The following is a 12,424-nucleotide window of genomic DNA, read 5'->3' as shown; positions in this document are numbered from 1 at the left end:
GTGCTGCTGTCGGGTGTGTGCTGTGTGTTCAGTTGTCGCTCATGCGGGATCCCCGCACGTAGGCCTTCAAAGTGGCGAACCGAGTGCTCTGCGAGTGCTCGGTCCGTTCGATCCGGTAGGGGCCGACGGACGCCGGGACGATGAAGGTCTCGGCGTAGTGGATGACGAACGGCTCGAACGATCCGGTCGGGCTGACGACGCGCGCTTCATCGCCCTCGACGAGGTTGATGACGTTGACGGTCCCATCGGTGTCGTGGTCGGCGCCCTGCGTGAACCAGTGGCGCCGGGTCTCGATGAACTCGAGCTCGTGAAGGCCGGTGCGCTCTTCCACCACGTCGCCTTCGGTGCGGATCGTGTCGACCTGGTCGAGGAGGTTCTCGTCCACCCAGTCGGTGTCGCGGTCCCATTGGATGTTTCGGGCGCCGTGATCGAGGTGCACAGGGCGCGGGATGCCGTCGAGTCCGACCCGACCCCAGTCCCACAGCTTGAACGTGAAGATGAACGGGGTGGCCGAGATCTCGAGCACCATCGAGTTGGCGCCGGAGCAGTGGATGGTGCCGGCGGGGATCGCGAAGTGGTCGTGCTTCTTGGCCGGGTACGAGTTGATGTACTTCTCGGCGGGGAACGGTTGGTCCCCGTTCTGGGCGGTGACGAGGTCGCGCACCATGGCGTCCTGGTCGATGCCGTTCTTCGTGCCCAGGTAGACCACCGCGTCGTCGCCGACGTCGAGCAAGTAGTAGCTCTCGTCCTGGGTGTACGGCATCCCGAACGTGTTCTTGATGTAGTCGGTGAGAGGGTGCACCTGCAGGCTGAGGTTGCCGCCGTCCATGGTGTCGAGGAAGTCGAAGCGGATCGGGAACTCCGCGCCGAAGCGCGAGAACGTCTTGGCTCCGAGGAGTTCTGTGGGTTGCGCGAACACGAGGTCGAGCGAGGGGAGCTCGAGGACGCCGCCGTCGCCCTCGAGCAGCAGCGAGTTCTCTTCGGGGACGCAGTCGAAGCACCAGGCGTAGTTGTCCTTCGAGGGGTCGAGGCCGATGAGGTTCTTCATCCACTGCCCGCCCCACACTCCTGGGTCGAAGAACGGCACGACGCGAAAGGGGCGGGATGCCGCATCCTCGAGCGCGGCGCGGAACGCGTCGCCGGTGATCATGCCGGCATCCGGTGAGTCGGGGTGCGGCTGGGCCGGGGCGATGGCGTTGCCGTCGACGACGAAGTCGATCGTGTCGAAGAGGGAGCGCTTGTGGCGGTCGGCGACGCGCCACTCGACGAAGAAGCCGCGCTTGTACTTGCGCAGGTTGTCTTCGGTGGGGTTGTTCGCACGCCAGTTGGTGGCGCCGGCGCGCTGGCGCAGCTGGATCTCCCAGCGGGCCATGTCGACGAGGACGGTCGTGGTGTTCTCGGTCTTGTCGGCCAGCAGGGCTGCGCCCCAGCCGATCACGACGGTCTTCTCGGTGATGCTGGATGCCATCTCGGAGAGCGCGGCATCGTCGTAGAAGTCGGTGAGGGTGAAGTGGCTCATGATGCCGAACACGCGGTCGTCGGTGAGGTTCGGGGCGATGAGCTGCTCGACCTCGGCGACGGGACGGGCGGCGTCTTCGACGTCGACGATGTTCCAGTCGGGGAGAGCCTCGCGGATCTGCGCGGTCAGGGCGGGGACGTCGACGCCGGGGTAGGTGTCGACGAGGAGCGCGCCCTTCCGGGCTGTCGCGGTCTCGGCGATGGCATGCCAGGCGGCGGATCCACGGAGGATCTTCTCGCCCTTGGGCAGCGCCACGGTGGGCTGGGTGTCGTAGCGGCCGCGTTCGGTGTGGCCCTCGTGCATGTCGCTGATCGGCGTGCTCACTTGTTCTCCTGGTCTTGCTCGGTGTGTGGATGCGCCTGGCGGGCGAGCGTGCTCAGCCCGCGGGCGACGGAGTATTCGGGTTCCGGCGGCACGATGAATCGCGGCGCGGTCATGGACGGCCAGAGGTGCTCGCGCACGTACCTCTCGATGGGTGCGCTGACGGCGTCACCCGCGCGCATGATGCCGCCCGAGAGGATCACGACCGACGGGTCGTACATGTGGATCAAGGTGACGACGGTCGCGCCCCACACGTGCAGGAAGCTGTCGCGGACGTCGGTGTTGTCGTCGCTCTCGAAGAGCTTCTTGACGCTGAGTCCGTCGCTTCGCTCGCGCAAGGCCCACGCACTCGCCAGCGCTTCCCCGCACCCGACATTGCCGCAGGGGCAGGTCGGCCCGTTGATGTCGACGGTGGCGTGCCCGCCGAGAATCCCGGCGTGCCCGGTGACTCCGCGTAGCGGAACTCCGTCGATCATCGCGGCGGTGCCGATGCCAGTGCCGAGGGTGACGAGCACGGCGTCGCGCTCGCCGCGGGCGAAACCCGTGGACGTCTCGCCGATGAGTGCCGCGCGCGCGTCGTTCTCGACGACAGCAGGCAGGCCGAGTTCGCCCTTTGCCCAGGAGTGGAGGTCGAAGTCGCGCAGGAAGTCGTACTTGTCGTTGGCGTGCAGCATCCGCCCGGATGCCGGCGACACGACACCCGGAACGGCGATGCCGACCGCGGTCGGGGCTGTGCCGGTCTGCGCGATCAGTGCACGGGATGCCGAGGCCGCTGCCGTGAGGTCGCTCTCATCGCCACGTACGGGGAGGCTGTCGATGCCGAGGGCGCGCCCTTCGTCGATGACGGCGAGCTTGATCTCGGTACCACCGAAGTCAATGCACAGCTCCATCAGGCCTCCTCGTCTGCCGATTGATTGGTAACGTTACCAACGTTGGCCTGAGGTGTCAACAGTCGATTGGCGCGTCTTGTACCGCCGCGTATGCTCACTCGGATGGAGGCATTTGAGCAGTTCGTAGCGCTGGCGCTGGAGTCCGAGGGGCTTGTGGTTTCGAGCGCTCTTAAGTTCCCGGTGAAGCGGCAAACACGCAAGCAGGCGTACGAAGAATGGCAGACGCATGGTTTCGAAGTCGACCTTGTCGCGGCGCGGTCAGACAAGCTCGTGCTTGCGACAGTGAAGTCGTTCTTCGGCTCAAGGGGAGTCGTCGCTAGCCACGTCCGCGGCGAGGGCTCAGAGCGCAGGATGAACGCACTCTACGCACTGCTCAACGACCCGCAGATTCGGAACACCGTCGTGGCCGGCGCAGCGGAGCGATTCGGTTTCGCGATCGAGAAAGTTGAACTCCGTCTATACGTCGGAAAGTTCGCTGGTGGCGGCGCTGAAGGTGAAGTCCGTGCATGGTGTGCCGAGCAATTGGTCGGAGCAGGTCCCATCACTGTCGTCGGTGCTAGCGAGGTCGTGGAAGTCGTGCGGAAGGTCGCGCGGTCGAAGCAGTATCGGGACAACGCTGTCCTAGCGACGCTGAAAGTTCTGGATGCCGCAGGTGCCTTGACCTGACCTCGCGGGTCTTCGCGGCTTTGCGTCACCATTCGGGGAGTGACTGTCTCCACTTGTGGTCAGGAGGGAGCCCGACACGAGGGCTTGAAGCGAGTTCTCGATATCTCGGGGGCAGAAGAACCGGCGCTTCTGACTCGTCGACGAACAACAGGTCCCAACGAGCTTCGTACTTGGCAAAGGTTGAGAGGTAGACGCGGGAGCGTTCTACCGGGGCGTTGCGCTGACCGACTGGAACGCCCTCCTCAGTGAGCCAGTCCATGTGTGCGATCCAGGCGGCCGCGGCGACGTGCGCGCGTGGAATGACGAAGCATCGAAGCGCGAGGGCGAGATCGGTGGGCGCAGCGATCATGACGAAGTATTCGTGTTCGTGCGCGCTTCGAGCTTGAGATTTCGATCCGAGCGGCCAGTTGACGGATGCCTCGTGGCTTGACCGGGCGGTCTTCACCTGAACCTCGACCATACGTCGGGCGAGACCATCGGCATGAACGGCGAGGATATCGGTGCGCTCCAACCCATCGCGCGTGAGCGCCGGCGCCCAACCCCTGCGTGCGAGTTCAGCTGCCGTGTGGTGCTCGCCTATCGTTTTAGTCTGTTTCGTGTCGACCATAGGCCGAGCGTATTACCTACGAATCACGGGCTGTACGTAACGTGTATCGCCGGAAACCCTTTTGGCACACCGACAGGCGTGCACAATGACCTGACCGATTCAGCGCAGCCGCAGCTTCAGGCGCACCGGCAGTTCGATCTCACGAGGCGCCAATTCATCGGGCGACTCGAGCCGGTCCAACAACATCCGCGCAGCCGTCCGCCCCAGCTCGCGCGGGTCATGATCGATGACGCTGATCGGCACTGGCGATAGCTCGGCCAGTTCGAAGTCGTCGAAGCTCATGAGTTCAGGAAACTGGTCGGGCGTCTTGAGGCCAGCGTTCAGTTGCTGGCTGATTTCCTTGACGGCGCCGATCGCGTTGCGGTTGTTGGCGCAGAAGATCGCGGTGGGCGGGTTCTTCATTCCGAGAAGTGCACGGGTGGCGTCACGAGCCTGGTCGACAGTTTGTTGCCCGGCGGCGATGAGGGGCGGTTCGATCGTGATGCCGCGATCCTCGAGGGCACGGATGAAGCCCGCGTGCCGACGCTCACCGGTGAAGATCGAGAGGGTGTTGCCGAGGTATCCGATGCGAGTGTGGCCGGCTTCGATGAGTGCGATGGTGCCGCGGTAGGCGCCGTCATCGTCGGCGAGCACGACGCTGTCGGCGTCGAGTCCGTCGACGCGTCGGGAGGCGAGCACGACAGGTACGCCCTGACTCTGCGAGTGCGCGAGGTGCAGCGAGGTGGAGCTGGCCGGCACGACGATGAGACCGTCGACGCGTCGTCCGAGGAAGTCGCCGACGAGCTCCGCTTCGCGGGCCGGATCCTCTGAGGTGTTGCCGAGCAGGATGCGCCTACCGGTGAGGGCGGCCTCCTCCTCGACGCCGAGCGCGAAGGTGCTGTAATACGGGTTGGCGATGTTCGTGATGGCCACGCCGATGAGTCCGCTCGAGTGTCCCGGCCGGATGCTGCGCGCGTTCTCGTTGCGGTGATAGCCGAGTTCGGCGACGGCATCCATCACGCGCTGCTGCACGTCGGGCTTGACGTTCACGCCTCCGGAGAGCGTGCGAGACACCGTCATCGGGCTCACACCCGCGCGCTGTGCGACCTCTTTGACGGTCGGACGGTGCGGCTTCTCAGCCATAGCTCTGCCCTTCGGTGTGCGCTCGCTTGTGAAGCGTAAGGAGCGCCACGAGGGAACGTTACCAGTGTGGTCCCGTTGGGACGCTCGGGCGGTCGTATTACGAGGCATACGGTCAGAACGGGATCGTCAGGCTGCCGTCAGCCGCGACGACGATGACCTTCTTGTCGATCAGTCGGTTGATGACCGCAGGAGCGTCGATGGGTGCCGAACCATCCATCATGGGTCCGTCACGATCGGGATCATGACGGTACGCCGCTTCCAAACGCTCGCGCGCCACTGGGCCGCCAAACTCCTGCATCAGTCGCACGAGAGTCCCGGCGACGTCTCCCTCATCGGGGCCCAAACGGGTGATCGTTTCTGCAATGCCGCGGATCTGCGCGATCCCGGCTCCGACCGAAAGGAAGGCCTGACCCGTCGCCAGGGAGATGAACCCGACCAGCAGTTGCCAGAGCGCGTCCTCTCGCAACTTGGTGGTGTTGATATGCCATCGCTCGTCCGGGGTGAGCAGCTCTGACACGCTCGGGTCGCCGGGGCTACGGCGCGAAGACGGGAGTTCATGACTGACCGTGATGCCGTCGACGTGCATCGCATGTGCCGCGCGGTACAACTCGCTGATCTCGTCGGCGGTGAGTCGCCTCGCAAGATCTGGTTCGACGAGCTCCAGCGCTTCGCGCAGGTCCCGTTTCGAGAAACTCTTCACGGGGGACAGCGTAGCGATGAGCGACAAGCACAGAGAGACCAGCCCCGGCGCGGGGTCACTCGGGATGCTGGCTGTGATCCTCGACGTCGGGTTCTGCCCGGAGCAGGTCAGCGACTTCTTCCTCCGGGCGGGGCGCGATGTTCTCGTCGAGCTCGATCTCCGGCACGGTGGCCTCGCTCGGGCCGGGGATGTGCTCCCGGTGTGACTGGTCGTTGTGGGAGTTCACGGCGGCTCCTTCGTTCTGCGACGATCACAGCGTATGCCGATCTGCGGCTAGGCGCTGCCTCCGATTCTGCAAGGGCGACCAATCGCGACCTTCCAGGGCGCGGCGTGCGCCGGCATCCAGTCGCCTGTCTGCCACTCTCGAGGGGTGCACGCAGAGAAAACGAACGAACGTACTCCGGCATGGCCGTCACTGCTGATCGGCGCCGCATCCGCCACCGTCATGCTGTTCCCGTCGTGGGTGGGCGGCGGCCGCCTGCCGCTGCAGAACCTGTGGCACGCGCAGACGATGCCGGAGGACATGCCGTTCGCCCTACTGCCGCTGAGTCAGTACTACGCAATCAACATCTTCGTCATGCTGCTGCTGGGCGGAGTGGTCGCGGGTCTGGTCGTGCGCGTCGTCAGAGGGAATCGGATGCTGCGCGCCGGTGCTGCCGCGCTCGGAGTGCTGCTCGTGCACCTGGTCGTCGCAGTGCAGGCATTCGCCGTCCTCGGTGCCGGGCACGGCATCTGGGACGGCTCAGCCGGCGCTCGCGAGGTGCTGTACTTCGCCGGGATGCTGGGCGGAGTGATCGCCGGCATCCTGCTCGCACAACTCGGGCTGTGGCTCACGTCACGCACGTCGGTCACGCCGGTCGCGTTGGGAATCGTGCTCGCTGCGGTGCCCTTCGCCAACTGGATCAGCACCGCGATCACCGCGTTCACCACGTACATGGGCTACCCGCAGTTCATCTCTGAGGCGCTGCGCTGGCTGCCCGCGGTCATCGTGGGCGTGGCGCTCGCATGGTGCGGTGTGCGTCCGCTGGTGCGGCTGGTCGTGTGGGTCGTCGGGGCGCTCGCCGTATGGATACTGCCGACGCTGTTCACGGCGATCATGTACGCACTCGGGTCGCGGGTGTTCCAGGGCGAACTGGGAGTGATGGCCGAGGCTGCGACGCAACTCTTCCCGCAGGCTGCCGCCGTGCTGTGGCAGCCTGCGGTGGTCGCGCTCGTCATCGGCGCGGTCGGTTTCGTAGCCCGGATGCTGGTGACCCGACTACGTCTGCGTCAGGCTCAGAGATCCACCTTGCCGGATTCGCCGCCGTCGTAGCGCTCGCCGGTGATCTTCGACTTCACGAAGCTGAACGCTGTGGCGATCTTTCCGCCCGGGGTGTCCCAATACTCGGCCGAGTCGGCGCTGAACTTGAGCACGCCGACAGCGGGGTCGTCCGGACCATCGGGGAACCAGGCCTCGACCATGGGGTTCCACAGCTCGTCGAGCTTCTCGCGGTCCTCGACGAGTCGTGCCGTGCCCGAAAGCGAGACCCAGGCGTCGTTCGAACTGAGCGAGACGTTGGCGTGCGAGTCGGCGGCGAGATCTCTGATCGGCGACGAGTTCTTCGAGACGAGGAACCACAGGTCGCCGTCGAACTCCGCCTCCTGCACCGTGAGCGGGTGCGCGACGAGCGTGCCGTCGGTGTGGCGAGTGACGAACATCGCGAATCGGAACTTCTTGACAAGTTCTGCGACCTTCGTGCGATCGTCCGTGGAGTCAGCCATGTGGTTCACCTTTCTCTTCTGTTCCATCTGTCGCAGTCAACGATGCGCGCTCTATGCATTCGTGGGAACGGGGTTGAAAGCGACGCGCATCCGGGATAGGGCGAGGTGATCTCGGTCAGCCTATGTCGGCGGACGTGGTGAGCCGACCCGGCCGAAGTCGCTGGCCAACCAGCTCTCGATCGATGCGAACGGGAACTCCCGGGACGAGTGCGCGCCCGGAAGGATGCTGGTCGACTGCATCCGGTCCAGTCGGAACAGGCGCCAATCTCCCCGGTCGATGTCAAAGCCGACGACGTACCACTGCCGGTTGCGTAGGAAGTGGCGGTGCGGCTCCACCACGCGCGCGGACTGGCGCCCGGACTGATCGGTGTAGTCGAAGCCGACGCGTGCGCCCTGGGCGACCGCATCGGACAGGATGCCGACGAGCGCCCAGTCCACGGGCGCGGGCGGCTCATGCAGGATCTGGGTCGAGATCGCGGTGGCGGCCGCCCGTCGGCGCAGGGCGGGCGGCAGCGTCTGCTCGAGCTTCGAGCGGGCGAGGGACGCCGTCGGGTCATCGGGGGCCCACGTCTCGAGTACGAGCAGACTCGTGACGATCGTGGCGACTTCATCAGCGCTGAGGAGCAGCGGGGGGATCTTCGTTCCTGGACGCAGTTGATATCCGGCACCTGGACCCGGTCGGGACTGCACGTCGTACCCGAGTTCCCGCAGTCGTTGCGTGTCTCGCCGCACGGTTCGCTGGCTCACTTCCAGTCGCTCAGCGAGCGCAGCAACGCTCCAGTCGCCGCCGGCCTGGAGCAGTGACAGCAGGTGCAGGGTGCGATTCGATGGCGAGTCCACGCTTCCATGATCCCCGAAGATGCGGTCAAAAATCGGCCGCATCTGGTTCTAGTGTGGCCAGTCACACACGAAAGGACTCGCCATGCGAATCGCTGTCACCACACCCAACGGCAATGTCGGCCGCCACCTCACGCGGATGCTGGTGCGCGCAGGCATCCGGCCGTTGCTGCTCACCCGCCACCCTGAGCAGATATCTCCGGAGCTGATCCCCTACGTCGATGTGGCGCGCGCGGACTCGCAGAATGCCGATGAGGTCGTGGAGGCTGCTCGCGGCGTGAACGCCATCTACTGGGTCGATCCGTCGGTCATGTCGGAGGATCCGCTCGCGGATTACGCCCGCGCTACGGAAGCTCTCGTGCGTGCGGTTGCCGAGAACGGCATCGGTCGCGTCGTGTTCCAGAGCAGCGTCGGCGCCGAGAAGCGCCACGGTGCCGGCGAGATCGACGGACTCGCGGCGACCGAGGTCGCGCTGGACGGTCTCGACGCCGACGTCACCCATCTGCGGTGCGGCTACTTCTTCACCAACCTGCTGCTCGACGTCGAGTCGTTGACGTCCGGCAGACTGCAGACGGTACTGCCGATCGATGCCCCGATGGCCTGGGTGGCGCCCCGCGACATCGCTGAGGTGGCGGCGCTGACGCTGCTCAGTCGTGAATGGACGGGACATCGCGTGCAGGCTGTGCACGGACCTGAAGACCTGAGCTGGTCGCAGGTCGCCGGGATCCTGACGCAGGAGCTCGGGCGAGATGTGACCGTCGAGCGGGTCGCGGATGAGGAGATGCGGCAGCAGTACATCGACGCGGGGATGCCGACGGCGATGGCGGATGCCGTGCTGGGGATGTCGACCGGACTGCGCGATGACTTCACGCCTGAGCAGGAGAGGTCGGTGGTGACGACCACTCCGACGACGTTGCGGGCGTGGGTGCGGGAGGAGCTCGCGGGGTGAAGATCCGCCCATGATGCGTGCGACGTACTCATCGGGCAACCCGAATGGCGCCGTGCTGGACATGTCCCATGAGTGGTAGTACCGTTACGTGAATCGGTAATACCAATCGCTCAGTGATGAGCACTCACAGTGACTACGACGTCACAGAAGGGTATGCGACATGAAGCTTCGCAAGACTGCTGCAGGAACCATCACACTCGCGGTTGCAGCGCTCGCGCTCGCCGGATGCTCAGAAGCCGACGCAGGAGGTGCAGAGCAGCGAACCCTGCGTCTAGGCATGGTCGCGGCGGAAGGCAGCGTCCAGCACGAAGCGGCAGAGCACTTCGCAGAAGCCGTCGACAAGGCATCCGATGGCTCGCTCGAGATCCAGGTGTTCCCCGCCGGACAGATCGGCAGCGATGAGTCGCTAGGCCAGGACCTCTCGTCGGGCGCGCTCGACTTCGCCTTCCTCAACCAAGGCTCCATGGCGGGCATGGACCCGCTGCTCGACTTCCATTACCTGCCGTACATCGTCACGAACTACGCGCAGGCCGACGAGCTCTACTACGGCGAGGGCATCATCCCCCAGACGATGACGGAGACCCTCGCGAAGCACGACATCCGTGCCCTCGGCTGGTACGAACTCGAGTTCCGCGGCCTCTCGACCTCGAAGGGACCCGTCGAGAGCGTCGACGATATGAACGGCCAGAAGGTCCGCGTGCCTGGTTCGGCCGCGATCAGCGGATTCTTCGAAGAGGTCGGCGCGCAGCCGGTGACGATCCCGTTCCCCGAGCTCTACTCGGCGCTCCAGCAGCGGACGGTCGACGGACAGGACAACGGACTGCTCATCACGTACGACAACCGCTTCTTCGAGATCAACGACCACTACACGCTCACACGTCACGTCTACGCGTCGGGCACCATTGCCGCCAGCGAGTCGGTCTGGGGCACCCTCTCCGAAGAGGAGGCCGGCTGGATCGAGGACGCAGCGACTGAGACGCAGGAATGGGAGATCGCCGCGGAACGTGAGGCGACCGACGAGTACACGCAGCTCATGCAGGACGAAGGCGTCGAGGTCACCGAACTCGACGACGCTGAGCTGAAGGAGTTCCAGGACGCAGGCCGTGCTGTGTGGGACGAGATGGCTGACGTCTACGGCGCCGACCGCATCGCCGCCCTCCGCGAAGAAGTCGACGCCGTCGCAGATATGAAGTAAGCCCTGTGACCTCCATCGAGAACGCGCTCGTCGCGACGCAGAAGGTGCTGGTGGCGCTGCTCATGGCGATCGCCTTCGTCTGCCTCGTCGTCATGGTGCCTGTTCGCTACTTCGATCTCCCGATTCCCGACCTCGGCGAGGTCAGCATCGCTGCGATCGCCACGCTCGCTTTCCTGTGCATCGGACTGCTGGTGCGCACCGGCGGTCACATCGCGATCGAGGTCGCCGACCTGGTGCGTCCTCGTCGTGCGAAGTTCGTCATCCGGCAGCTCACAAACATCGGCATCCTGCTGTTCGTCGGTGTGTTCGGCGTGCAGGCATACACGCTGCTCGGCTCGGCACTGCGCTCGGGCGAATCGTCGATCGCGCTGCACATCCCGCTCGCCATACCGATGACGGCGCTGGTCGTCGGCCTCGTTCTCGCCGCGTTCCACACGCTGATGAACGTGATGCGAGACATCCGCATCCTGCGCGACCCGAACGGCGCGTTCCCCTCGTCGGTGGATGCTCCGTCCGAGGCAGCTGCGGAAGCCGTCGAAGACACCGAAGGAGGCGACCGCGCATGAAGCTGCTCATCATCATCGGAACACTTCTCATCCTGCTGTTGGTCGGCGTGCCGATCGGCTTCGGATTCGCACTGGCCGGCAGCGCAGGTGCGGCAGCGGCAGGACTCCCCGCGAGCGCGATCGCCGGCGCACCGTACTTCGCGGTCGCCGCCATCCCGCTGCTCGCCATCCCGTTCTTCATCCTCGCCGGCGAGCTGATGAACCGCGGCAAGCTGATCGACCGTCTGGTCGACCTCGCCGACAGTCTCCTCAGCTGGCTACGAGGCCGGCTCGGACACGTCACCATCGTGTCGAGCGCCTTCCTCGGCGCGATGACCGGTTCCTCCGTCGCGACAGTCGCCGCGGTCGGCAGCAGCGTCGGCGACCGGATGGTGCGTGCGGGATACAACCGCGGCTACGTCGGTGCGCTCGTCGCCAGCAGCGGACTGCTCGGCGTGCTCATCCCGCCGTCGATTCCGCTCATCGTCTACGGCGCGACCGTCGGAGTCTCGGTCGCCGAGCTGTTCCTCGCGACTCTGGTTCCCGGCATCCTCATGACGATCGCGTTCATGATCGTGCACGCGATCCGCGTCCGCCACGTTCTCACGCCCGGCGTGAACGGGATGAGCGAGGTCCGTGGCGGCTTCTCGACGGATGCGTTCAAGGGTCTCGGCCGGCGAGTGCTCCGCTCGCTCCCTGCGCTCGTGATGCCGGTCATCATCCTCGGATGCATCTACTCCGGCATAACGACGGCCACAGAGGCGGCGGCGATCGCCGGTCTCTACGCCCTGCTGGTGATCGTGATCGGACGGCTGCTTCCGGTGAAGCAGATTCCGAAGGCGTTCTATCAAGCGGCCATCGTCAGCGGCGCGATCCTCGTCGTGATCGCCTTCACCAGCATCTTCAACAAGGTGCTGACGCTGATGCGGGTGCCGCAGGACGTCGCGGAGTTCACCGTGGCGCTCACCGACAACCCGGTGGTGTTCCTGCTCTGCGTGAACCTGCTGCTGTTCGTCGTGGGCATGTTCATGGAGACGAACGCGGCGGTGCTGCTCATGGCTCCTCTGCTGTTCCCCGCCGCGATGGAGTTCGGGATCGACCCCGTGCATTTCGGTATCATCCTCGTCACCAACATCGAGCTCGGCCTGATCACCCCGCCACTGGCGGCGAACATCTTCGTCGCGCTCAAGGTCACGAAGACGAACCTGCCGCAGGTCATGCGACACATCTGGCCATTCCTTCTCGCCGCCGTCGCGGTGCTGATGATCATCACGTTCGTGCCAGAGCTCACGCTCTGGTGGAAGTAAAGGAG

Annotated in this window: 14 protein-coding genes; 6 read left to right on the top strand and 8 right to left on the bottom strand. The window is 65.3% G+C overall.

Translation table 11 applies throughout. The annotated features are described in order from the left end of the window. Positions 1 to 28: 28 nt before the first annotated feature. Both ACP7AR_RS12445 and ACP7AR_RS12440 read right to left on the bottom strand, forming a co-directional pair. Positions 29 to 1,843: a class I mannose-6-phosphate isomerase gene (locus ACP7AR_RS12445; protein ID WP_426186128.1), complete on the bottom strand. Its 1,815-nt coding sequence runs from the start codon at positions 1,841 to 1,843 to the stop codon at positions 29 to 31. Continuing rightward, entirely contained in the window at positions 1,840 to 2,730 is an 891-nt protein-coding gene (locus ACP7AR_RS12440; RefSeq protein ID WP_426186126.1) for an ROK family protein, read from the bottom strand. The genes ACP7AR_RS12445 and ACP7AR_RS12440 overlap by 4 nt, the downstream gene beginning before the upstream one ends. 90 nt (positions 2,731 to 2,820) lie before the next feature. Here ACP7AR_RS12440 and ACP7AR_RS12435 point away from each other — a divergent pair, with 90 nt between their 5' ends. Continuing rightward, the gene (locus ACP7AR_RS12435; RefSeq protein ID WP_426186124.1) at positions 2,821 to 3,396 is read left to right on the top strand and encodes a hypothetical protein; all 576 of its coding nucleotides are present in this window, start codon (positions 2,821 to 2,823) and stop codon (positions 3,394 to 3,396) included. A 25-nt stretch (positions 3,397 to 3,421) separates the two neighbouring features. Here the strand turns inward: ACP7AR_RS12435 and ACP7AR_RS12430 are convergent, their stop codons facing one another. From ACP7AR_RS12430 to ACP7AR_RS12415, 4 genes are all read right to left on the bottom strand, one after another. After that, entirely contained in the window at positions 3,422 to 4,003 is a 582-nt protein-coding gene (locus ACP7AR_RS12430) for a hypothetical protein (RefSeq protein ID WP_426186122.1), read from the bottom strand. 99 nt (positions 4,004 to 4,102) lie between these two features. Next, the gene (locus tag ACP7AR_RS12425; protein ID WP_426186120.1) at positions 4,103 to 5,125 is read right to left on the bottom strand and encodes a LacI family DNA-binding transcriptional regulator; all 1,023 of its coding nucleotides are present in this window, start codon (positions 5,123 to 5,125) and stop codon (positions 4,103 to 4,105) included. Between the two features lie 112 nt (positions 5,126 to 5,237). Continuing rightward, complete coding sequence (locus tag ACP7AR_RS12420; protein WP_426186118.1) at positions 5,238 to 5,825, bottom strand: hypothetical protein; 588 nt, start codon at positions 5,823 to 5,825, stop codon at positions 5,238 to 5,240. 55 nt (positions 5,826 to 5,880) lie between these two features. Next, complete coding sequence (locus tag ACP7AR_RS12415) at positions 5,881 to 6,051, bottom strand: hypothetical protein (RefSeq protein ID WP_426186116.1); 171 nt, start codon at positions 6,049 to 6,051, stop codon at positions 5,881 to 5,883. Positions 6,052 to 6,195: 144 nt separating this feature from the next. On the opposite strand from ACP7AR_RS12415, the gene ACP7AR_RS12410 reads away from it, so the two are divergent. Next, entirely contained in the window at positions 6,196 to 7,137 is a 942-nt protein-coding gene (locus ACP7AR_RS12410) for a hypothetical protein (RefSeq protein ID WP_426186114.1), read from the top strand. On the opposite strand, the gene ACP7AR_RS12405 is transcribed toward ACP7AR_RS12410, so the two are convergent. Both ACP7AR_RS12405 and ACP7AR_RS12400 read right to left on the bottom strand, forming a co-directional pair. Continuing rightward, positions 7,101 to 7,586: a pyridoxamine 5'-phosphate oxidase family protein gene (locus tag ACP7AR_RS12405; protein ID WP_426186112.1), complete on the bottom strand. Its 486-nt coding sequence runs from the start codon at positions 7,584 to 7,586 to the stop codon at positions 7,101 to 7,103. The genes ACP7AR_RS12410 and ACP7AR_RS12405 overlap by 37 nt on opposite strands. Positions 7,587 to 7,706: 120 nt before the next feature. Next, positions 7,707 to 8,426, bottom strand: coding sequence for a helix-turn-helix transcriptional regulator (locus tag ACP7AR_RS12400; RefSeq protein ID WP_426186110.1), 720 nt, complete (start codon positions 8,424 to 8,426; stop codon positions 7,707 to 7,709). A gap of 82 nt (positions 8,427 to 8,508) precedes the next feature. On the opposite strand from ACP7AR_RS12400, the gene ACP7AR_RS12395 reads away from it, so the two are divergent. The 4 genes from ACP7AR_RS12395 (at position 8,509) to ACP7AR_RS12380 (ending at position 12,419) form a co-directional block, all read left to right on the top strand. After that, the gene (locus tag ACP7AR_RS12395) at positions 8,509 to 9,372 is read left to right on the top strand and encodes an NAD(P)H-binding protein (RefSeq protein WP_426186108.1); all 864 of its coding nucleotides are present in this window, start codon (positions 8,509 to 8,511) and stop codon (positions 9,370 to 9,372) included. 160 nt (positions 9,373 to 9,532) lie between these two features. Then, positions 9,533 to 10,567: a TRAP transporter substrate-binding protein gene (locus ACP7AR_RS12390; RefSeq protein ID WP_426186106.1), complete on the top strand. Its 1,035-nt coding sequence runs from the start codon at positions 9,533 to 9,535 to the stop codon at positions 10,565 to 10,567. Between the two features lie 5 nt (positions 10,568 to 10,572). Then, on the top strand, positions 10,573 to 11,133 hold the full coding sequence (locus tag ACP7AR_RS12385; RefSeq protein ID WP_426186104.1) for a TRAP transporter small permease: 561 nt from the start codon (positions 10,573 to 10,575) through the stop codon (positions 11,131 to 11,133). Further along, complete coding sequence (locus tag ACP7AR_RS12380) at positions 11,130 to 12,419, top strand: TRAP transporter large permease (protein ID WP_426186102.1); 1,290 nt, start codon at positions 11,130 to 11,132, stop codon at positions 12,417 to 12,419. The genes ACP7AR_RS12385 and ACP7AR_RS12380 overlap by 4 nt, the downstream gene beginning before the upstream one ends. The last annotated feature ends 5 nt before the right edge of the window (positions 12,420 to 12,424 follow it).

The sequence above is a fragment of the Microbacterium sp. TWP3-1-2b2 genome (genome assembly GCF_049896145.1).
Classification (GTDB): Bacteria; Actinomycetota; Actinomycetes; order Actinomycetales; family Microbacteriaceae; genus Microbacterium.
The sequence above is the reverse complement of the archived record's forward strand: the minus strand, read 5'-3'. Positions and strand labels throughout refer to the sequence as shown.